The organism is Sphingomonas horti (assembly GCF_009753715.1).
Lineage (GTDB): Bacteria > Pseudomonadota > Alphaproteobacteria > Sphingomonadales > Sphingomonadaceae > Sphingomonas_B > Sphingomonas_B horti.
The window spans coordinates 182,737-203,231 of sequence record NZ_WQMS01000013.1; the positions used below are offsets into that span (position 1 = coordinate 182,737).

A 20,495-nucleotide genomic window follows, 5' to 3' on the forward strand; every position below is an offset into this window, starting at 1 on the left:
GACCCAAATGGACCAACGCACGACGATCGTAGAGGCAGAGGCGGAGCCGGGCGGCGTCCCGCAGAGCCTGCGCGAGCTGGCGGGCGACTGGGGCGCGGACCAGGAGGTCTTCCGCCACGTCCATTGGGGGAAGGCCATGATGTGGATCTTCCTTTTGTCCGACACCTTCATCTTCTCGAGCTTCCTCGTCTCGTACATGACGATGCGCTCGTCGGTCACCGCGCCCTGGCCGAACACGGCGGAAGTGTTCGGGCTCGATGTCGGCGGCGTGTCGGTGCCGCTGCTGCTGATCGCGATCATGACCTTCGTGCTGATCAGCTCGTCCGGCACGATGGCGATGGCGGTGAACTTCGGATACCGGCGCAACCGCAAGGCGACCGCGGCGCTGATGGTCGCGACCGCGCTGCTCGGCGCGACTTTCGTCAGCATGCAGGCGTTCGAGTGGACCAAGCTGATCTTCACCGAAGGCGTGCGACCCTGGTACAACCCGATGGGCGCCGCGCAGTTCGGCGCATCCTTCTTCATGATCACCGGCTTTCACGGCCTGCACGTCTCGATCGGCGTGATCATGCTGCTGATCGTCGCGTCGAAAGTGCTGCGCGGACACTACGACCGGCGCGGCGACTATAGCGCGGTCGAGATCGCCGGCCTGTACTGGCACTTCGTCGACCTGGTCTGGGTCTTCATCTTCGCATTCTTCTACCTGTGGTGAGGCGGCTATGAACCACGCACCCGTGCCCATTGTCGAAGACGGCCCTCCCCCCGCCGCGCACGAAGCCGGCGAGCAGCACCCGATCCGGGTTTACCTGGTCGTCTGGGGCTATCTGTTCGTGCTCAGCACCATGTCGTACCTGGTCGACTATTTTCACCTCCAGGGCACGCTGCGCTGGACGCTGATCATCCTGTTCATGCTGCTGAAGGCGGGCCTGATCGTCTCGATCTTCATGCATATGGCATGGGAGCGGCTGGCGCTCGTCTATGCGATCCTGGTGCCGCCGCTCGCGCTCGGCACGCTGGTCCTGCTGATGTCGATCGAGTCCGGCTACACCTTCTGGACGCGCGTCCTCTTCCTGGGTGGGGGCGGCTGACCATGGACCGGTGGGAAAAGACCAAGATCGGCGCCGGCATCGGCCTCGCCTGCGGGGTCATGGCGACCGGCCTGTGGCTGGGCACCGTGCTGGTCTCGCCGGTCTATCCGCAGCAGCGGAGCTACGCGCCGGCCGGCGTGCCGCCCGTCGACCTCGCCGCCATGCAGCGCGAATGGCCCGTCGCCGGCAACAGGGAGGAGCGCGAGCAACTGAAGGGCTATATCGGCCATATCGAAAAGGTGGCCGTCTTCGTTCCCGCCGATACGGATGCCGGGCCGGCCGAAGTACCGGTCGACCTGGGCACGCTGCTCGCTTCGGCCGATGCCGAAAAGGGGCGGCGGACGGCGCAAGCCTGCATGGCCTGCCACGACTTCACCCAGAACGGCCCGAACCGGATCGGCCCCAATCTATGGGGCGTGGTCGGCCGATCGGTCGCGAGCCATGCCGGATTCGGCTATTCGCCGGCGCTGAAGGGGCTTGGCGGGCAATGGACGTACCAGCAGCTCGACCATTTCCTGGCCGGCCCGAACCGCGCGGTGCCGGGGACGAAGATGACCTTCACCGGCATCCGCAACCCGCGCGAACGGGCGCACGTGCTTGCCTATCTCGCGACGATCGGCGCGGGCCGGCAACCCTTCCCGCCGCCGCAGCCAACGGCTTCCCCGCCGCAGCCGAAGATCGCCGCTGCGACGCCCTGAAGCGGGCCCTCAGCGCACCACGAGGTGCGTGTAGAGGTGCCAGGTCGCGTAGCCGAGCACCGGCAGCACCACCGCCAGGCCGATAAAGGCTGGGATCGAGCCGATCACCAGCAGGGCCGCCACGATCAGGCCCCAGCCGATCATCGCGCCCTTGTTGGCCATCACTGCCTTGACCGACGTGTCGATCGCCGTCCGCGCGTCCACGTCCTTGTCGACGAGCATCGGCATCGACACCACGCTGATCGTGAGGACGAGCGCGGCGAAGCAGAGCCCGACGAGATTGCCGACAAGGATCAGCGTCCAGCCTTCGCGCGTCGTGAACACCGTCCGCAGGAACCCGCGCACCGATTCCGGGGCGGGGCCGATCAGCGCCGTGTAAAGCGCGCCCGCCGCCGCCACCCAAAGCGCGAAGACGATCACCAGCAGCGCCGCGATGCCGAGAATGGACTCCCAGGCAGGGCGCTTGCTCACGTCGAAGAAATGCGACCAGTCGGATTCGAGTCCCGATTCCCGCCGCCGGGCAAGCTCGTAGAAGCCGATGGCGGCGACCGGGCCGAGCAGGCTCACGCCCGCCGCCACGGGGACGAACAGCGGCAACCAGGGCCCCTGGAACGCGACGACCGCCGCGAACAGGCCGATCAACGGATAGAGAATCCCGACAAAGATCAGGTCCCCGCGCTTGCTCAGGAAATCGTCCCATCCCTGGGAAAGCGATTCGCGGATTTCCGCGCCGCTGATCTTGCGAACGTCGTAACCGGGCGCGGCGACTTGGCCGGCAGGTTGAGCGATGGCCATCGATGCTCTCCTCATCCACTGGATCAGGTGCCCCAATCCATACTCCATGAGGCCCGACCCGGCAATGTCGGCGCGCGGCCGTTTCGGGGGATTGGAAAGCGGGAGGGCGTATCGGGTCTCCGGCATCGCGGATGCCGCACCGGATTGCATCACTCCGTTTTACTTCGCCTTTTCGGGTTTTACATTCGGGGGCGGTCCGATTAGCCTGAACTGCAAAGCCCAGCCGGGTTGTTTTTCTTTTCCACCCGGCCATATTGCCTGCATGAACATCGCTTTTCCTTCTTCCTGTGAGCCGCAGCGCCTGAAAATCGGCGGTTAGCCGGACGCGCGCTGCGCCAGCGTCCGCGTCCGGCACACGGCGTTCGGTCCAACAATCCGGACCACGCCCGGCGACCATGCCCCTCACCTGCGAGGCACCGCACCCGCGGCGCCTCGCCCCCGGAAAGGAAAAGAAAATGGCCACCCGGCTTGCGCCACGCACGCACCCCCTGTCCCCAGCCGCCTCGGAAGCCGAGGCGCTGCTCGATCGCTACCCCTCGCTCGGCGATCGGGAGCTCGAGCGGTTGATCGCGATCTTCCCGCGCCTGCCGATCCTTGACGTCGGGCTGATGTCGAGCGACGCCGATCTGGCCCCGAAAATGGAGCGGTTCCGGCAGGACCATGCCGACCGGCTGGAGCCGTCGGCGGCCAAGTCGCTGCTGTTCGTGCTCCTGTACCTGGCGCTGCCGGTGATGTTGACGATCGGCTTTCTCTGGTGGATGCTCAGTTGAACTGCGATGCCGGACTTGAAGCCGAAGTATTAAGGCCCATATCGCAATCATGAAGACCTGTTCGTTCATCCCCAATCCGGAGCCTCTGCGGATCATCGGCCAATAGCCGGACGTGCGCTTCGCCAGCGGTCACGTCCGGTGTGCGAGGCATCCGAACATCTTGAGCGGCTGTTCCCGCCGGCTCTCCCCAAATGCTTCCGATGCCAGGCGGATTTATTCGTCATCGGCGAGTGCTGCCCGCGACGCGCGGCGGCCTCGCCGCAGCAGAGGAGCACATCATGGCAACGCTGGTCCACCAGCCCCTTTTCTCGCAACCGCGCCCGCCTTCGGAGCGCACGCTGAAGGTCGAGCAATTGCTGACCCGCTATCCCGACATCAGCGAGAAGGAACTCGCATTCCTGGTCGGGAGCTTTCCCTATCTTCCGCCCGTCGACCTGAGCCTGATGCTGGCCGACAACAGGCTCGCGGAAAAGCTGGAATCCTTCCACCGCGATCATGGGCACATGCTGGTCGCGCCGCGCACCTGGCTGCTGGCGGCCCTTTTCTCAACCGCGGCACTGGCCGGAGCCATCCTGTGGTGGGTGATGAGCGCGGCAGGCGGGGCCTAGCAGAGGAGCGACAGGTGAGAACCAGCATCAGCAAACAGCAGGCCACGATCGTAGCCGCAACCCTGCCCTCCATCCTCGCGAGGCGTCAGCAGTTCGAAGCCGCCATGGCCGGTCACATGGCCCGGCGCGGCCCCTTCGATCCGGCCAAGCACCGCTATCAGGTCACGGCGGCCTCGATCATCGACATGCTGCTCGACCACGCCGGCGGCATCGCCGAGGATGGCGGAATCGCGATCATCCCGCATCACGGGCAGCGCCATCAACGGATGGCGATCGAGGGCGATCACTATTCCGCCTTCGGCGACGGGCTGGCGCCGATCCTCCGTGATGTCATCCCAGCCGAGGCGAGCCCCGAGGCGATTGCGGCCTGGGGCGACGCCTTTTGGGCGATCACGCGCTCTGTGATGGCCGATGCCATGCGGCTCGCCGCGTGACGCGGCGCAGCCTTCAACCCGCGTCGCCGGCACCGCCGCGGCGCGGTTCGACCCTGATCAAGATGGAGTAATGACATTGACGACTATTCGAATGCGCCAGCGCCGGGCGGCGGCTGCCGTTCTCGCCCTTTCGCGCGGACGTGCCGCGCTCGGCCGTGATTTTCCCGAGATGGACAGGGCGCTGCTCGTGCCGGCGGCGGCCTTGATCGCGCTGACCGGCGCGATGCTGGCGGCGGTGATCCACCCGCTCTTCTAAAGCCGGATGGATCAGCTTGATCGGTCATTGCGAGCGCAGCGAAGCGATCCAGCCTTAGCGGCTGGATCGCTTCGTCCCCCGGATCAACCCGGGGCCTTCGCAATGAGGATCCAACGAAAAAGGCCGCCGGAGACATCTCCGGCGGCCTTTTGCCTGGGCGAGAATCCTCGCCGTGGCTCAGGCGGGGTGAGGTGCGTCGACCTGCGGCTCCTTGAACGACGCCGGGCACATCGGGCTGATCGGATCGCTGGCCGGAAACGTCTCCTCCAGCGCCTCGTCCAGCAGCTTGTCTTGCCAGTCGGTCCAGAATTTCCGGTCCGAGGCGGCCATGAAAAGGGAAGTCAATTTCGTCTCCATAAAATCGATCCGCAAGTATTCCAGCGAATTCATCAAGTCTCGACTCAACGATTATTTCCTCGTTTTGTTCCATCGCAAGAAAATCCGGCGGTTCCGCATCAGGACGGCCCCGGCGCCATGCGGAAGCAGTCCGGGCTGAGGTCGCGGACGTGCCGGCAGAAGGCATCGGCCGCGGCGGGGCTGTCGAACGGGCCGATCTGCAGGTGAGTGAGGCGGCCATCGAAGCGGAAGGACGGGACGAGCGGCGGCGCCGGCTTCAGCCGTGCCCAGAGCCGCTCCGCATTCGCGCGGCTCGAAAAGGCGCCGACCTGCACGCGCCAGCCGGCAGCGGCGGGCCGCGCCGAGGAACGCGGCGACGGCAGCGGCGCTCCGATCACGGCGAGCGCCTCCGCGGCGGCGGGCAGGCCGGCCTTCGCCGCGTGTGCGATCAATTGCCGTCCCTGATCCTCGTCCTTCGGCGCATAGACGCCGTTCAGCAGGATCGTGCCCAGCACATATTGCGCGCGCCGGTCGCCGCGCACGGCGCCCTTGCGCAGCCAGGGCACGGCCTCGCGCTGCTTGCCGTTCTGGTAGAGGACCAGGCCATATTCGGCCTCGCCCTTGGCCGAGCCGAGCTGGACGGCCTTTTCGAACCAGCGCTCGGCCTTGGCCGGGTCGAGCGGCACGCCGGCGCCGGTCTTATAGGCTCGGCCGAGGCGATAGGCATGGTCCGCATCCCCGGCGGGCGCCGCCGCGAGCAGGCCGGTCAGCACCAGGGCAAGCATCTCACACCGGCTGGTCGATGCTCGACGGCGGCTCGCTGAAGAATTTCGGGCCCGCCGGCGTCATGTGGAAGCAATCCTCCAGCCGCACGCCGAATTTGCCCGGCAGGTAGAGGCCCGGCTCGTTCGAGAAGCACATGCCGACCGCCAGCGGCGTGGTCTCGCCATGGACCAGGTTGACCGGCTCGTGCCCGTCCATGCCGATGCCGTGGCCGGTGCGGTGCGACAGGCCCGGGAGCTTGTAGCCGGGGCCATAGCCTTCGCGCTCGTAAAAGGCGCGGACGGCATCGTCGACCTTGCCGGCGGGCGTGCCGAGCCGGGCGGCCCGCATCGCCACGCGCTGCCCTTCGGCCACGGTGTCGAACACGCGGCGCACGTCCGCCGGCACCTTGCCGAAGACCAAGGTGCGGCTGATGTCGGACGCGTAGCCGTCGACGGTGCAGCCGCAGTCGATCAACACGACCTCCCCTTCGCGGACGAATTGCGGCTTGCCGGAGCCGTGTGGATAGGCGGCCGCTTCGCCGAGCAGCACCAGCGCGCCGTCGGCACTGCCGCCCAGCGCCTGGGTGGCGGCGACGATCATCGCCGCCACCTGGTCGCGAGTCATGCCTTCCCTGATCCGCGGCGCCGTCCAGCGGATCGCGGCGATGGTTATGTCGTTCGCCTTCTGCATCAGCGCGATCTCGGCCGCCGTCTTGTGCATCCGGCAACCGCGCACGACCGGATTGGCGGAAACCAGCCGGACCCCCGACAGCAGCGCGCCGAGCCCGTCGCTGGCGAAGAAGCGCACCGTCTCCTCGATCCCGATCGGGCCGCGATCGAGGCGGCGTTCCTTCAGCCATTTCGCGATCACCGCGGTCGGGCTTTCATCCTCCTGCCAGACCCGGATTTCGGCCGGGATGCCGAGCGTTTCCTGCACCGAGGGCCGCTCGAAGAAAGGCGTGACGATCAGCGGTTCGCCCGAGACCGGGAGCACGGCCGCCGTCAGCCGTTCGCTGCGCCACCAGCGCACGCCGGTGAAGTAGATCAGTGACGAGCCCGGCTCGATCACCACCGCCGAAAGCCCGTTCCGCCGCATCAGCTCCTGCGCGCGCGCCAGCCTGGCCGACCGCTCCTCGCGGCCGATCGGGACGATGTCGCCGGTCATGTTCTTCAGGTCGGACGTGTCGATCTCGGCGGCGAAGGCCATCGACGGCAGCAGGGTGGAAAGGCCAAGCAGGCCGGCGGTCTGGAGGAGCTGGCGGCGGTTCATGGTCCTTTCGTCGGGCCCGAATGCACGGCTGTCAACGGCAGCGCTTGACCGGCGCGCGCGGATCGCCTTCACACGGGCGCGAAAGAGGGGAACCGCTGCGTGGCCAAACGACTGACCTACATGATTCTCGCCGGCCTGGTGCTCGGCATCGTCGTCGGCTGGGTGCTGAACGCGTCGATCGCGGACCAGGCGCAGCTGAAGGCGATCGCCGGCTATCTTTCGATCGTCACCACCGTGTTCCTGCACATGATCAAGATGATCATCGCGCCCCTGGTGTTCGGCACGCTCGTCGTCGGCATCGCGCATATGGGCGACACCGCGGCGCTGGGTCGCGTCGGCCTCAAGTCGGTCGGCTGGTTCCTGAGCGCCAGCCTGATGTCGCTGACCCTGGGCCTGATCCTGTCGCACATCCTGCAGCCGGGCGCCGCGCTGAACCTGCCGCTGCCGCCCGCGACCGAGAGCAGCGGCATCGACCGGAGCGCCTTCGACGTCGCGAAGATCATCACCCATATCTTCCCGACCTCGATCATCGACGCGATGGCGACCAACGAGATCCTGCAGATCGTCGTTTTCGCCGTCTTCTTCGGCGTCGCGATCACGTCCGTCGGCGAGCGCGCGGCGCCGCTGGTGAAGGCGGCCGAAGGACTGGTCGCGGTGATGCTGCGCGTGACCGACTATGTGATGCGCTTCGCGCCCTACGCCGTGTTCGCGGCGGTGGCGGCGACGCTGGCCGAGGAAGGGCCCGGCGTGATCGGCAAGCTCGCCTATTTCATGGGCAGCGTCTATCTGGGCCTGGCCCTGCTCTGGGTATTCCTGGGGCTGCTCGCCTTCCTGGTGATCGGGCGGCGCGCGGGCCGGCTGTTCCGCTACATCCGCGAGCCGATCCTGGTCGCTTTCTCGACCGCGTCGTCGGAAGCCGCCTTTCCGCGCACGCTGGAGGCGCTCGACCGGTTCGGCGCGCCGCCGCGCATCTCCAGCTTCGTGCTGCCGCTCGGCTATTCGTTCAACCTGGACGGATCGATGATGTACATGACGTTCGCGTCACTGTTCATTGCTCAAGCCTACGGCATCCACCTCGACCTCGGCACGCAGATCGCGATGCTGCTGACGCTGATGATCACGTCCAAGGGCATTGCCGGCGTGCCGCGCGCGAGCCTTGTCGTAATCGCGGCGACGCTGGCGCAGTTCAACCTGCCCGAAGCCGGGCTGCTGCTGATCCTGGCAATCGACCATTTCCTCGACATGGGGCGATCGGCCACCAACGTGGTCGGCAACGCGGTGGCGAGCGTGGTCGTGGCGCGCTGGGAAGGCGAGCTCGATCCGGAGGCGCCGCCGGAGATCGAGCCGGCGCCCGCCCCGTCCGGCCGCACCGACACGCCGCCGGCGGAGAATTGGGGCTGAGATGCTCGACATCGGCGGTTACGAGCTGCTGCCGGACTGGCCGCGCTTCGCCGCCTTCGCGCTCGCTGGCCTCGCGCTGAACATCGTCCCCGGCGCCGACATGACGTTCGTGATCACGGCGGGTGCGCGCGGCGGTCGGCGGGCGGGCGTGATCGCCGCCTTGGGGATCGGCGTCGGCACGTTCGCGCATATCCTTGCCGCCGTGCTGGGCCTGTCGGCGCTGCTAATGGCGTCGGAGACGCTGTTCGACGCGCTGAAGCTGATCGGTGCCGCCTATCTGCTCTACGTAGCGGTCTCGCTGGTGCGAGGCGGCCGGGACGCGGGCGCGGCGCCGGTGCCCGCGCACCGGCTGTTCCGGTCCGCGGTGCTGGTCAATCTCACGAACCCTAAAGTGGCGCTGTTCTTCCTCGCCTTCCTGCCGCAATTCGTCGACCCGGCCGCGCGGGTGCCGGCGCTGCAGATCCTCTGCCTGGGCTTATGGTTCAACCTTATCGGCACGCTGGTGAACGCGTTGATCGGCGTCGGCGCGGCCGGAGCGGCAGCAAGGCTCGGCCGAATCCGCTGGTTCGCGCGGGCGGCACGCTGGGCCGCGGCGACATTGCTCGGCGGCCTGGCGGTGCAGCTCGCGCTCGCGGAGCGGCGCTAGCCCAGCCGCGCCGTCGAATAAGGCGTCAGGACCTGCCAGCCCAGCGATTCGTACAGCGCGCGGCCTTCCGCGGTGGCGACGAGCACGAAGCGGCTTGCCGGATCGGCGCGTGCCCCGGCCAGGCCGACCATCAGGGCCGCGCCCAACCCGCGGCGGCGGTGCGGCCCTTCGGTGACGATGCGGTCGAAGGCGAACACGCCGTCTCGCTCGACCGCATGGCCCGAAGCGGCGACCATGTTATCCGCCGCCCGGATGAGTCCGCGCACGGCGCCTGAATCGGGGCGCAGGTCCAGGCGGTAACCGGCTGGCACCGGCCGCAGCGGCATGAGGCTGTCGCACGTCATCAGGCTGCCGGTTCGCTCGACGGACCAGCGCGACGGGAGCAGGTGCGCCATAAGCTCCGGCGGCGCGCAGAGCTTCAGGACGGCGAGCGGATCGTCGATCGCGCGGCCGAGATCGGCAAGGCCGGGCGCCGGCCGCGCGAACACGTGGCGGCGCGATTCCGTGTCGCTCCGCGTCTCCACGCGCAGGCCGCCATGGTCGGGCACCGGCAGGGGAAGCCCCCGGCTGATCGAGCGAGCCGCCAGCCAGGCGGCGACGAGCGCGGGGTCGGCCCCCGCTTCAGGCATAGGCGTAGGGACCGCCGCGTTCGAGCGCGCGGGCATAAGCGGGCCGCGCGTGGATGCGGTCGAGCCAGGCGATGGTGTTCGGCCGCGATGCGTCGAGGCCGGCGCGCTGCCGGGCGGCCTCGAGCGGGAAGCTCATCATGATGTCGGCGGCGGTCAAGCCGTCGCCGACGAACCAGTCGCGGCCGGCGAGCTCGCGCTCGACGAAGCCCAGGTGATTGTCGATCATCGGCTGGATGCGCTTCTGCGCCGCCTTGCCGAACACCGGCACGCGGCCCAGCACCAACTTGACCAGCAGCGGCGGCATCAGCGAGCCCTCGGCGTAATGAAGGTAGAAGCGGTAGCGCAGGATCGCGTCCCGGTGCGGCGGCGGGCCGAGCCGGCCGTCGGCCTTCTCGACCAGATACTCGACGATCGCCCCCGTTTCCGCGACGACCGTGTCGCCGTCCTGGATCACAGGCGACTTGCCGAGCGGGTGCACCTGCTTGAGCTCGGGCGGCGCCAGCATCGTCCTCGGGTTCCGCTCGTAGCGCTTCACCTCGTAGGGAAGCTCCAGCTCCTCCAGCATCCAGAGGATTCGCTGCGACCGGCTGTTCTCGAGATGGTGGACGATGATCGGCATGGCGCTCCCTTTTCGCGCCACTCTAATCCGACTTCCGCGCGAGCGGGAATGATGAATTGGCTCACACGAAAACACACAGAGGATCGAGCCCGTCCTTCGTGCTCCTCGTGTCTCCGTGTGAGCCAAATAGAGGCGCGCAACGCGCGCCTCCCCCCTGGTCACATGTCGTCGGAATCGTCCGCGCCCGGATTGACCATCAGCGCTTCGGCGACGTCGTCGGTCTTGCCGCGGATCGCTTTTTCGAGGCGGTCGGCCAGTTCCGGATTGTCGCGGAGATACTGCTTCGCGTTTTCGCGGCCCTGGCCGATACGGATAGAATCATAGCTGAACCAGGCACCCGATTTCTCGACCAGCCCGGCCTTGACGCCGAGGTCGAGAATCTCGCCGATCTTCGAGATGCCCTCGCCGTACATGATGTCGAATTCGACCTGCTTGAACGGCGGCGCGACCTTGTTCTTGACGACCTTCACGCGCGTGGTGTTGCCGACGATGTCGTCGCGGTCCTTGATCTGGCCGGTGCGGCGGATGTCGAGGCGGACGGACGCGTAGAATTTGAGCGCGTTGCCGCCGGTCGTCGTCTCCGGATTGCCGTACATCACGCCGATCTTCATGCGCAGCTGGTTGATGAAGATGACCATGCAGCGCGAGCGGCTGATCGAGCCGGTCAGCTTGCGCAGCGACTGCGACATCAGCCGAGCCTGAAGGCCGACATGGCTGTCGCCCATCTCACCCTCGATCTCGGCCCGCGGCACCAGCGCCGCGACCGAATCGACCACCAGCACGTCGATCGCATTCGAGCGCACCAGCGTGTCGGTGATCTCCAGCGCCTGCTCGCCGGTATCGGGCTGCGACACGATCAGCTCGTCGATGTCGACGCCCAGCTTCTTAGCGTAAACCGGATCGAGTGCGTGCTCGGCATCGACGAACGCCGCCGTGCCGCCATTGCGCTGCGCTTCCGCGATCACGTGCAGCGCGAGCGTGGTCTTGCCCGACGATTCCGGGCCATAAACTTCGATCACGCGGCCGCGCGGCAGACCGCCGACGCCCAATGCGATGTCGAGCCCCAGCGACCCGGTCGAAATCGCCTCCACCTGCATCGTCTCGCGGCTGCCCAGCTTCATCGCCGAGCCCTTGCCGAACGCGCGATCGATCTGCGCCAAAGCCGCTTCGAGAGCCTTTTGCCTGTCCATATTCCCCGTCTTGTCGGAATCGACGATCTTGAGCTGCGCCGCCATGCAAAGCCTCCCTAAGCGGAACGCCGAACGCGTTCAACGGAGAGCTTCGTATCCCATTTGTTCCGCAAGAACAAGAGCGGAACTTCTAGGCGGCATCGGCCGCCCCGATACGCTTCAGCGCCTCGCGCCGGCTGAGAGTGCTGAGGCGATCGCCATGCGCCGCAACATAGCGGCGAACCTCGCGCGGATCGGTGCGGGCGTATTGGCGCAAGGCCCAGCCGATCGCCTTGCGCAGAAAGAACTCACGCGAATCGAGCGACGGTCCGATGCAGGCGTGGAGGAGCTCCAGATCGGTCGCGGCCTTCGCGTGGAGCTGGCAGAGAATGGCGCTGCGCCGTTTCCACAGGTCGGGGCTTCGCGCCCAGTCGAGCATGGCCTGTTTCATTGGCGCCGGATCGTTCCGGAGAATGGCCCAGAGCCGCTGCGTCGCGATCGGGTCGACATAGTCCCACCAGGCGCCGGTCAGCACCATATCCTCATACAGCGCCAGCGAGCCGATGCGCTGGAACGGGCGAGCGGCGGCGATGCCGGTGAGCTCGATCGCGGCGTAACGCTGCTCGCGAAAGCGCGCGCCGTGCCACATCGCCATCACGTCCGCACGCCAGTCTTCGGCTGACCGATAGCGGAGGCCGCCGAACACGCGCCTGCATACAGCCCGCAACGGCACGGCGGACACACCCAGATAGGGCATTGGCGATTTCATATAGGCCTGCATCGCCGGCGCGCGGGACGGATCGGCGGCGGCTTTCAGTTCATTCAGCAGCTGGTCCGCGATGCCGCTCATCGCGCCCGGCGGCTCAGCCGTTCAGCAGCGATTCGAAGGCCTCGCGGACGCCGTCCAGCGTGTAGGGCTTGCTGAGCACCGGAACGCCGGCGTGCCGCTCGGGCACCGCATCGTTGCCGCCGCCCGTCGCCAGAACGAAGGGGTGGCCACGCTGGCTGAGCGCGTCGGCGATCGGCCATGACGTCTCGCCGTCCCGCAGGTTCACGTCGAGCAGGGCCGCGTCGAAGCCGCCGGCTTCGACATGCCGCATCGCTTCGGACACACCGTCGACGGCGCCGGCCAGCCGGTAGCCGAGCGCATCGAGGAAATCCTCCAGCATCATCGAGATCAGCGGTTCGTCTTCGACGACGAGGATCGAGGGCCCCACGCTCATGGCGCCGCCGATATCGCGGCAAACAGTTCAACGCAAAGAAAAATCATTTCGCCGCCAGCGCAGCCCGCGCGGCCTCCGCCAGCTGCTGGACCGAAAAGGGCTTGGGCAGGAACGCGACCCGCTCGATGTCGATCGACTTGCGTAGCTGCTCCTCGGCATAGCCGGACATGAACAGGATCGGCAGCTCCGGATATTTGACTCGGGCATGACGGACCAGCGTCGGCCCGTCCATCGTCGGCATCACGACGTCGGAGATCAGCAGGTCGAAGCTCTCACCCGCCTCAAGGCATTCGAGCGCTTCCTCGCCATTGCCGGCGGTCACGACCTTGTAGCCCTGGCGAGTCAGCGCGCGCTCGGCGACGGCGCGGACCATCGCTTCGTCCTCGACCAGCAGGATGGTGCCGCTGCCCCACAGCTCGGCCGGTCGCTCCTTCGGCTGGACGGGCGCGGCCTCCGGCCTGGTCTCCGCCTTGTATACCGGCAGGTAGATGACGAAGCTGGTCCCCTCGCCCACCACCGAATCGGCGAAGATGAAGCCGTTCGACTGCTTGACGATGCCGTACACGGTGGAAAGGCCGAGGCCGGTGCCCTTGCCGACTTCCTTGGTCGTGAAGAAGGGCTCGAAGATCTTCGGCAGCAGCTCGGTCGGGATGCCGGTGCCGGTGTCGGTGATGCTGAGCGCGGTATAGTCGATGCTCGGCATTATGTCGCTTTTCATCCGCCGCACTTCGGCCGCGGAGACGGCGAAGGTCTGGAGCGTCAGCGTGCCGCCCTCGGGCATCGCGTCGCGGGCGTTGACCGCGAGATTGACGATAACCTGCTCGAGCTGCCCCGGATCGGCGCGGACCGGACCCAGATTGCGGCCATGCTTGACGTTCAGCGTCACCGTCTCGCCCAGCAACCGCTTCAGCAGGTTGAACACTTCCGAGACGACGTCGGGCAGCTGCAGCAATTGCGGGCGCAGCGTCTGCTGGCGCGAGAAAGCCAGCAGCTGGCGGGTCAGGCTCGCGGCGCGGTTCGAGTTGGCGCGGATCTGCTGGATGTCGTCATAATCGCTGTCGCCTGGCGTGTGGCGCATCAGCATCAGGTCGCAATGGCCGATGATCGCGGTCAGGATGTTGTTGAAGTCATGGGCGACGCCGCCGGCGAGCTGGCCGACCGCCTGCATCTTGGTCGCCTGCGCGACCTGGCGCTTCAGCTTCGATTCCTCGGCATTGTCCTTCAGCGACAGCAGCACCGCCGCTTCGCCCAGCCCGCGCGCGCCGGCGATCGACAGCGCGATCGGCTCGTCGGGACGCGCCTGCAGCCGCACCGCGATGTCGCCGGACATCGGCGGGCCGGAGGCGAAACGGCGCACGGTATCGGCGACCGCGGCCTTGTCCTCCCGCACCACCAGGTCGCCCGGATAGACCGGATGCGCGCCGGCCTCGAGCCCCGCCGCGCGCGCGAAGGCGTCGTTCAGGAACAGCAGCCGGCCGTCGCGGTCCGCGAGCGCGAAACCCAGCGGCAGCATCGAAAGCAAGGTCTGGATATGGCTGGAGGCGCTACCTTCGCCGAGCCGAGGCGCGCCGTCGTCGTCGATCAGGAAGACCAGCGTCGAGCCACCCCGCTCGTCCGGATCGAGCGGCACCTGCAGCAGCCGCACCGGCCCCCCGGTCGGCCCTTCGCGCTCGAAGCGGATCAACCCATGCTTGTCGATCGTCAGCATGGTGGCGAGGTCGCGGCCCTCGATCGCCGCATCAGCGGAGCCGGTGGCACGAAGCGCGAAGGCACGGTTGCCGGCGCGGATGCGGGCATCGGAACCGATCAGCACGCCCATGATGCCGGCCTCGCCGAGCCGCTCGCCGGCCGCCGAGCCGATCAGCCGCCGCGCCTCGTTGACAAGGTCGACGCTGGAAACGGGGCGGAATCGCCAGACCAGATAGGCTTCGCCGGTGCCTGCCCGCTCCACCTCGACCCGAAGCTGTCCGGCCTCGCGCTGCAGCCGGTCGATCGCAGCCGAGCCGTCGCGCCACGCCGCCTGCTCGGCCCCGAGCAGCGGCGCGGTCGCGCTGTTGGGCAGCCACAGCTCGCCCGGCGCGCGGAAACCCTGAAACCAGCTGCCGTAAAGATGGTTCGCGCAGACCAGCCGCCCTTCCCGATCGGTCACGGCAACCGCAACCGACTCGCTTTCGATGGCTGCGCGCGTCAGCGCCCAGTCCTGGACCGACCGCTCCGCCGGCGCGACCGCGGCATTCGCCCGCGAGAAGAGGAACAGGCCGCCCACCGCCGCGGCGCCGCAGCCGAAGCCGATCGCCAGCGCCGCGCTGCCCAGCAGCAGGAAGATCAGTGCGCCCGACAGCAGCGCCGCCACCGCCACCGCGGCGAGCAGCCCAGGCGACGACTCCGGCGCATGCGCGCCGTCACTCAACAAGGGGGGATGGGCGCGGGTCGCCATCTCGACCGATCAGGCCGATTATTCGGGCTTGCGCGTCTTCTGCTCCTCGCCCGGCGCCGGCACCTTGGCCTGCGCCGACAGGACCGCCTGCGGCGGCCCCCTCTCGATCACGGCGGCGAGCCGCGCTTCCTCGGGGCAGGCACCGGTGCAGAGCCGCTTCAGCTTGGCGAGATTCTCGCGCGCCTTGGTGACCGCGCCCTTCTGGACGAGCGCGTCGCCCTGGCCGGCCAGCGCCGCCACGTCGTTAGGGTCAAGCTCCAGCGCCTCGCGATAGAAGCGGATCGCCTTGCCCAGCAGGCCCTGCGCCTTCGCGATCTCGGCCAGCGCGGTAAAGGCCGCGCGGTTCTTCGGGTCGACCGCCAGCGCGCTTTCCAGCAGGTCGTTGGCCTGTTCCAGATTGCCGGCCCGCTGCGCCGCACGCGCCTGCTCGACGATCATCGTCGAGCGCGGATCGATCTGCGCGTCGGGCTTTTGCGCGACCACGACCGTGGATACGGCGGCGATGCCAAGAGCGGCGGCAAGAGCGACGGGCACGAAACGCATCAGAACCTCTCCAACAATCCTTGTGCGCCTTCTAGCACGGGCTTTCCACGCTCGCGACGAAAAAGCCATCGGTGCCGTCCGCGCCCGGCGACAGCAGCACACCGGCGCCGCGATCCGTCCCCGGCCCGGGGAACCGCCGGCCGGCGCGCCAATCCGGATGCGCATCGAGAAACGCCGCCATCCGGTCCGCGCCTTCCTCGTCGAGCAATGAGCAGACGGCGTAGATAAGGCGACCGCCCGGGCGGACAAGCGTTGCCGCGAGCGCGACCAGCCGGGCCTGCAGCGCCGTCAGCCGCGCCAGCCGGTCGGGCGTCAGCCGCCAGCGCGCTTCCGGGTTGCGCCGCCAGGTACCGGTGCCGGAACAGGGCGCGTCGACCAGCACGCAATCGGCGGCCCCGGCGAGGTCGCCCAGCGCCTCCGCCTCGCGCCCGGGGTCGAGCAGGCGCGTTTCAATGTTCGTCGCGCCGGCCCGCTCGGCGCGCGGCGGCAGCCGGGACAGGCGCGCGCGATCGGTATCGCAGGCGACCAGCCGCCCTTCCCCGCCCATGGCGGCGGCCAGCGCCAGTGTCTTGCCGCCCGCCCCCGCACAGAGGTCGACGATGGTCTGGCCGGCAGCGGCGCGGCAGGCGAGCGCGATCAGCTGACTGCCTTCGTCCTGGACCTCGACCGCGCCGTCCCGCCAAAGCGGGTGCTGCTCGATCGGCAACGGCTCGGCCAGGCGCGCGCCATGAGGCGCGAACCGGGTCGGCATCGCACCGGGCAATTCGTCCAGCACGTCGTCGCGGCTGGCCTTCAGCGTGTTGACGCGCAGGTCGAGCGGCGCCCGTTCCAGCAGCGCCGCGACGTTGACATGGCCCAGCTTCGGCGCCAGCCAGGCGGGCGCAAGCGAAGGCGGGGTCGCCGGTTCGCCCGGAACGATTGGCGCCGGCCCGTGCGGGGAACCGTCGAACAACGGGCGGACGGAAGCATCCTCGCCGGCGAGGCCGAACAGCGCCGCGCGACCGCTCTCGGGCCGCTCGCCGGCACGCCGGATCGCGCGATAGACGAGCTCCCGGATCGCGCGCCGGTCACCCGAGCCGGCATAGCGGCGCGCCTTGAAATAGCCCGCGATGACGGTGTCCGCGGCGGGCCCGGCATCGCACGCGGCGGCGATGATCGCGTCGAGCAGCTCGATCGCCGATTGCAGGCGGGCAGCCGGGGTCACGTCAGGCCATCACTGCGTCGGGTAATTGGGCGCCTCGCGGGTGATGCTGACGTCATGGACATGGCTTTCGCGAAGGCCGGCATTGGTGATGCGCACGAAGCGGGCGCGTGTCTGCAGGTCCGCGATCGTGCGCGAGCCGGTATAGCCCATCGCCGCCTTCACCCCGCCGACCAGCTGGTGGATCACGTCCTTGACGGGGCCTTTGTAAGGCACCTGCCCCTCGATCCCTTCGGGCACGAGCTTCAGCTGGTCCTTGATGTCCTGCTGGAAATAGCGGTCCGCCGAGCCGCGCGCCATCGCGCCGACCGAGCCCATGCCGCGATAGGCCTTGTAGGTGCGGCCCTGGTACAGGAACGTCTCGCCGGGCGCCTCGGCGGTGCCGGCGAGCAGCGATCCGACCATCACGCTGGACGCGCCCGCCGCCAGCGCCTTGGCGATGTCGCCCGACGTGCGGAGTCCCCCGTCGGCGATGACCGGCACGCCCGACTTCGCGGCTTCCTTCGCCGAATCCATGATTGCGGAGAGCTGCGGCACGCCGACCCCCGCGACGACGCGGGTCGTGCAGATCGATCCGGGGCCGATGCCCACCTTCACCGCGTCCGCGCCGGCGTCGATCAGCGCCCGCGTCGCTTCCGCGGTCGCGACATTGCCGGCGACGATCTGCACCGCGTTCGAAAGCTTGCGGACTCGCGAGACCGATTGGGCCACCATCTTGGAATGGCCGTGCGCCGTGTCGATCACGATCAGGTCGCAGCCGGCATCGAGCAGCGCCTCGGTGCGCTCGAAGCCCGCATCGCCGACCGTGGTCGCGCCGGCGACGCGCAGCCTGCCGCTCGCATCCTTGGTCGCGTTGGGGTGCAGCACCGCCTTCTCAATATCCTTGACGGTGATCAGGCCAACGCAGCGATAGGCGTCGTCGACGACCAGCAATTTCTCGATGCGCCGCTGATGGAGAATGCGCCGCGCCTCGTCCTGGCTGAAATCGGCAGTGACGGTCGCAAGGTTGTCGCGCGTCATCAGCTCGGAAACCGGCTGCTTCGGGTTCTCCGCGAAACGGACGTCGCGGTTGGTGAGGATGCCGACCAGCTTGCCGGATGCCTCAACCACCGGAATGCCGGAAATGCGGTTCTCCGCCATCAGCGCCTGCGCCTCAGCAAGCGTGGCGGCTGGGGCGATCGTGATCGGGTTGACGACCATGCCGGATTCGAAGCGCTTGACCTGCCGGACCGCTGCCGCCTGCTCCTCGACCGAGAGGTTGCGGTGAAGCACGCCGATGCCGCCCAGCTGCGCCATCACGATCGCCATTTCGGCCTCGGTCACCGTGTCCATCGCGGAGGACAGGATCGGAATGTTCAGCGAAATGTCGCGGGTCAGCCTGGTCCGCGTGTCGGCGGCGCTGGGCAGAACTTCGGATTCGGCGGGTTTCAGCAGGACATCGTCGAAGGTGAGACCGAGTTCGATGTCCATGCGTGCCAAGGCTCCCGAGTCGAAGGTTGGCGGGCCATGTAACCGCGCGTGGGCCCTTCGGCTAGGGCGGCGACGCACGATTCCGCTGGAACCTGCTCTGAATGCGTCGCATCATCGCCGCCTTGGGGAGGAAAATATGGCCGTTACCGCCGCTTTCTTCGTTCTCGTCCTGGTGCTGTTCTACCTCGCAACCAGCGTGAAGGTCGTCCGCCAGGGCTATGAATATACGATCGAACATTTCGGCCGCTTCGTGACCGTCGCAAAGCCGGGATTCAATTTCTACCCGGCGTTCTTCTACCGGGTCGGCCGCCGGGTGAACATGATGGAGCAGGTGCTCGATATTCCGGGCCAGGAGATCATCACCAAGGACAATGCGATGGTGGCGGTCGACGGCGTCGTGTTCTTCCAGGTGCTCGACCCGGCCAAGGCGGCCTACGAAGTCTCCGACCTCTATACCGCGATCATGCAGCTGACGACGACCAACCTGCGCACCGTCATGGGATCGATGGACCTGGACGAGCTGCTGTCGAAGCGCGACGAGATCAATGCGCGGCTGCTGTCCGTGGTCGATCATGCGACCAGTCCCTGGGGCGTCAAGATCACGCGCGTCGAAATCAAGGATATCCGCCCGCCCGCCGACATCTCGAACGCGATGGCGCGGCAGATGAAGGCGGAGCGCGAAAAGCGCGCGGCCATTCTCGAGGCCGAAGGGCTGCGCGCGTCCGAGATCCTGCGCGCCGAGGGCGAGAAGCAGTCGCAGATCCTGCAGGCCGAAGGGCGGCGCGAAGCCGCATTCCGCGACGCCGAAGGCCGCGAGCGCGCGGCCGAGGCCGAAGCCAAGGCCACCAAGATGGTCAGCGACGCGATCGAGACCGGCAGCGCGCAGGCGATCAACTATTTCGTCGCGCAGAAATATGTGGAGGCGGTCGGGAGGTTCGCGGACTCGTCGAACGCCAAGACCATCCTGTTCCCGGTCGAGGCGACGCAGCTGATCGGCACGTTGGGCGGCATCGGCGAGATCGCGCGCGAGGCGCTTGGCCGCGAGGCGGTGCCGCCGCCCACCGCCGCGCCGGCGATCGAGCGACCGCGCAAGGGACCGTTCGAGGGGCAAGCCTGATGCCGCTGGACTTCGACGCCTATTGGTTCTGGCTGATCCTTGCCGTGATCCTGGGCACGGCCGAGCTGCTGCTGCCCGGCGTGTTCCTGATCTGGGTGGCGATGGCCGCCGCGATCACCGGCTTGATCACTTTCGCCGCGGACCCGCCTTTCGCCGCGCAGCTCGCGATCTTTGCGGTGACGGCGGTGGCGGCGACTTTGGGCGGCCGGCGATGGTACTCGGCGAACCCTATCCCGTCCGCCGACCCGCTGCTCAACGACCGCGCGGCGCGGCTGGTCGGCGAGACGGTCGAGCTGACCCGCGCGATCGTCAACGGCCACGGCCGCGCACGCGTCGGCGACAGCGAGTGGAACGTGCGCGGCCCCGATGCCCCGGCCGGGGCCTGCATGCGCGTGGTCGGCCAGGAGGACGGCGCCCTGGTGGTGCGGCCGGTCAAGGCGATCGAGTGACCGGGCGCCTGCTTGCGCTGATCCTGCTGCTGGCGGGCGCGAGCCCCGCCGTTGCGAAGCGGTCCGCCTGCCCCGACCCCCGGGCGCGCCAGATCGCAGTGCTGGTGGCCGATGCGAGCGGCGATGTCGCGCTGATCGTCGCCCGCATCAAGGAGCGGCTGAGCACCGAGGACGTCGCCTGCTGGGCCGCGCGCGGGGACAAGCCGATGCTGCTGGAGCTGGCCAAGCGGCTGGAAAGTGGCGACGGTATCGCCAGGGATGTCGAGCGGGCGGAGGACCTGTACGTCTCTGCGGCCGCCACAAAGTTCGGGACCATCTACATCTATACGCCGGGTGTCGGAAAATCGCCGGGACGAACGATACCGATGCGCATGGGCCCTGATGTTCCAGGGCTGCCCGAAGCCGCCTACCGGCGGGCGCTGATGCACATCGAAGGGCGCGCGGCCAAGCCGTCGCCGCGCAAGGGATATTCGATTCTCCGGAAGCTGGCGAAGAACGGCTACGCGCCGGCAGCCGCCTATCTGGAGCGGCTGCCAAAGACATGACATTGCCGCTTCGCCCGGCATTCTCTA

Annotated in this window: 26 protein-coding genes; 13 read left to right on the plus strand and 13 right to left on the minus strand. The window is 68.0% G+C overall.

What is annotated here, in order from left to right; translation table 11 throughout:
• Positions 1-7: 7 nt before the first annotated feature.
• From GON01_RS10440 to GON01_RS10450, 3 genes are read left to right on the plus strand one after another with little or no spacing between them, the layout of a single operon-like run.
• Positions 8-712 carry a heme-copper oxidase subunit III family protein gene (locus tag GON01_RS10440; protein ID WP_157027308.1) on the plus strand — a complete coding sequence of 235 codons (705 nt, stop codon included), beginning with the start codon at positions 8-10 and terminating at the stop codon, positions 710-712.
• A gap of 22 nt (positions 713-734) precedes the next feature.
• On the plus strand, positions 735-1,088 hold the full coding sequence (locus GON01_RS10445; RefSeq protein ID WP_332308483.1) for a cytochrome C oxidase subunit IV family protein: 354 nt from the start codon (positions 735-737) through the stop codon (positions 1,086-1,088).
• A gap of 2 nt (positions 1,089-1,090) precedes the next feature.
• Positions 1,091-1,786 carry a c-type cytochrome gene (locus GON01_RS10450; RefSeq protein WP_198159831.1) on the plus strand — a complete coding sequence of 232 codons (696 nt, stop codon included), beginning with the start codon at positions 1,091-1,093 and terminating at the stop codon, positions 1,784-1,786.
• Between the two features lie 9 nt (positions 1,787-1,795).
• On the opposite strand, the gene GON01_RS10455 is transcribed toward GON01_RS10450, so the two are convergent.
• Positions 1,796-2,581 (minus strand): DUF2189 domain-containing protein, encoded by a 786-nt coding sequence (locus GON01_RS10455; RefSeq protein WP_157027310.1) that lies wholly within the window; start codon positions 2,579-2,581, stop codon positions 1,796-1,798.
• Between the two features lie 46 nt (positions 2,582-2,627).
• Between GON01_RS10455 and GON01_RS10460 the strand changes: the two genes are divergently transcribed.
• The 5 genes from GON01_RS10460 to GON01_RS10480 all read left to right on the plus strand — a co-directional run bounded on the left by GON01_RS10460 (position 2,628) and on the right by GON01_RS10480 (position 4,649).
• The gene (locus tag GON01_RS10460) at positions 2,628-2,900 is read left to right on the plus strand and encodes a hypothetical protein (protein ID WP_198159832.1); all 273 of its coding nucleotides are present in this window, start codon (positions 2,628-2,630) and stop codon (positions 2,898-2,900) included.
• Positions 2,901-3,036: 136 nt separating this feature from the next.
• Positions 3,037-3,351: a hypothetical protein gene (locus tag GON01_RS10465; protein WP_157027312.1), complete on the plus strand. Its 315-nt coding sequence runs from the start codon at positions 3,037-3,039 to the stop codon at positions 3,349-3,351.
• Between the two features lie 278 nt (positions 3,352-3,629).
• Positions 3,630-3,959 (plus strand): hypothetical protein, encoded by a 330-nt coding sequence (locus tag GON01_RS10470; RefSeq protein WP_157027313.1) that lies wholly within the window; start codon positions 3,630-3,632, stop codon positions 3,957-3,959.
• 14 nt (positions 3,960-3,973) lie between these two features.
• A complete protein-coding gene (locus GON01_RS10475; RefSeq protein WP_157027314.1) occupies positions 3,974-4,393 on the plus strand; it encodes a globin domain-containing protein in 420 nt (139 codons plus the stop codon).
• A 76-nt stretch (positions 4,394-4,469) separates the two neighbouring features.
• Positions 4,470-4,649 carry a hypothetical protein gene (locus GON01_RS10480; protein ID WP_157027315.1) on the plus strand — a complete coding sequence of 60 codons (180 nt, stop codon included), beginning with the start codon at positions 4,470-4,472 and terminating at the stop codon, positions 4,647-4,649.
• 177 nt (positions 4,650-4,826) lie between these two features.
• Here the strand turns inward: GON01_RS10480 and GON01_RS10485 are convergent, their stop codons facing one another.
• The 3 genes from GON01_RS10485 to GON01_RS10495 form a co-directional block, all read right to left on the minus strand.
• On the minus strand, positions 4,827-5,039 hold the full coding sequence (locus GON01_RS10485; protein ID WP_198159833.1) for a hypothetical protein: 213 nt from the start codon (positions 5,037-5,039) through the stop codon (positions 4,827-4,829).
• Positions 5,040-5,104: 65 nt separating this feature from the next.
• Positions 5,105-5,770, minus strand: coding sequence for an SPOR domain-containing protein (locus tag GON01_RS10490; protein WP_157027316.1), 666 nt, complete (start codon positions 5,768-5,770; stop codon positions 5,105-5,107).
• A gap of 1 nt (position 5,771) precedes the next feature.
• Complete coding sequence (locus GON01_RS10495; RefSeq protein WP_157027317.1) at positions 5,772-7,019, minus strand: M24 family metallopeptidase; 1,248 nt, start codon at positions 7,017-7,019, stop codon at positions 5,772-5,774.
• Positions 7,020-7,118: 99 nt separating this feature from the next.
• Between GON01_RS10495 and GON01_RS10500 the strand changes: the two genes are divergently transcribed.
• Positions 7,119-8,420 (plus strand): dicarboxylate/amino acid:cation symporter, encoded by a 1,302-nt coding sequence (locus tag GON01_RS10500; protein ID WP_181600040.1) that lies wholly within the window; start codon positions 7,119-7,121, stop codon positions 8,418-8,420.
• Between the two features lies 1 nt (position 8,421).
• Positions 8,422-9,066, plus strand: coding sequence for a LysE family translocator (locus GON01_RS10505; RefSeq protein WP_157027318.1), 645 nt, complete (start codon positions 8,422-8,424; stop codon positions 9,064-9,066).
• On the opposite strand, the gene GON01_RS10510 is transcribed toward GON01_RS10505, so the two are convergent.
• The 9 genes from GON01_RS10510 to guaB all read right to left on the minus strand — a co-directional run bounded on the left by GON01_RS10510 (position 9,063) and on the right by guaB (position 18,357).
• The gene (locus GON01_RS10510; protein ID WP_157027319.1) at positions 9,063-9,695 is read right to left on the minus strand and encodes a GNAT family N-acetyltransferase; all 633 of its coding nucleotides are present in this window, start codon (positions 9,693-9,695) and stop codon (positions 9,063-9,065) included. The two genes, GON01_RS10505 and GON01_RS10510, sit on opposite strands and share 4 nt — an antisense overlap.
• Positions 9,688-10,314, minus strand: a complete 627-nt coding sequence (locus GON01_RS10515; RefSeq protein WP_157027320.1) for a glutathione S-transferase family protein — start codon at positions 10,312-10,314, stop codon at positions 9,688-9,690. Before GON01_RS10515 ends, GON01_RS10510 begins: the two co-directional genes overlap by 8 nt.
• Positions 10,315-10,472: 158 nt before the next feature.
• Positions 10,473-11,549 (minus strand): recombinase RecA, encoded by a 1,077-nt coding sequence (gene recA / locus GON01_RS10520; RefSeq protein ID WP_157027321.1) that lies wholly within the window; start codon positions 11,547-11,549, stop codon positions 10,473-10,475.
• Positions 11,550-11,634: 85 nt separating this feature from the next.
• Positions 11,635-12,333: a DNA alkylation repair protein gene (locus GON01_RS10525; protein WP_157027322.1), complete on the minus strand. Its 699-nt coding sequence runs from the start codon at positions 12,331-12,333 to the stop codon at positions 11,635-11,637.
• 13 nt (positions 12,334-12,346) lie between these two features.
• Entirely contained in the window at positions 12,347-12,706 is a 360-nt protein-coding gene (locus GON01_RS10530) for a response regulator (protein WP_157027323.1), read from the minus strand.
• Between the two features lie 43 nt (positions 12,707-12,749).
• Positions 12,750-15,143: a hybrid sensor histidine kinase/response regulator gene (locus GON01_RS10535; RefSeq protein ID WP_157027324.1), complete on the minus strand. Its 2,394-nt coding sequence runs from the start codon at positions 15,141-15,143 to the stop codon at positions 12,750-12,752.
• A gap of 18 nt (positions 15,144-15,161) precedes the next feature.
• A complete protein-coding gene (locus GON01_RS10540; protein WP_157027325.1) occupies positions 15,162-15,686 on the minus strand; it encodes a tetratricopeptide repeat protein in 525 nt (174 codons plus the stop codon).
• Between the two features lie 31 nt (positions 15,687-15,717).
• On the minus strand, positions 15,718-16,890 hold the full coding sequence (locus GON01_RS10545) for an RsmB/NOP family class I SAM-dependent RNA methyltransferase (protein ID WP_181600041.1): 1,173 nt from the start codon (positions 16,888-16,890) through the stop codon (positions 15,718-15,720).
• 9 nt (positions 16,891-16,899) lie between these two features.
• On the minus strand, positions 16,900-18,357 hold the full coding sequence (gene guaB, locus GON01_RS10550; protein ID WP_157027326.1) for an IMP dehydrogenase: 1,458 nt from the start codon (positions 18,355-18,357) through the stop codon (positions 16,900-16,902).
• A 136-nt stretch (positions 18,358-18,493) separates the two neighbouring features.
• On the opposite strand from guaB, the gene GON01_RS10555 reads away from it, so the two are divergent.
• From GON01_RS10555 to GON01_RS10565, 3 genes are read left to right on the plus strand one after another with little or no spacing between them, the layout of a single operon-like run.
• A complete protein-coding gene (locus GON01_RS10555; protein WP_157027327.1) occupies positions 18,494-19,474 on the plus strand; it encodes an SPFH domain-containing protein in 981 nt (326 codons plus the stop codon).
• Entirely contained in the window at positions 19,474-19,923 is a 450-nt protein-coding gene (locus GON01_RS10560) for an NfeD family protein (RefSeq protein WP_157027328.1), read from the plus strand. The genes GON01_RS10555 and GON01_RS10560 overlap by 1 nt, the downstream gene beginning before the upstream one ends.
• Complete coding sequence (locus tag GON01_RS10565) at positions 19,920-20,468, plus strand: SEL1-like repeat protein (RefSeq protein WP_157027329.1); 549 nt, start codon at positions 19,920-19,922, stop codon at positions 20,466-20,468. Before GON01_RS10560 ends, GON01_RS10565 begins: the two co-directional genes overlap by 4 nt.
• Positions 20,469-20,495 lie beyond the last annotated feature (27 nt).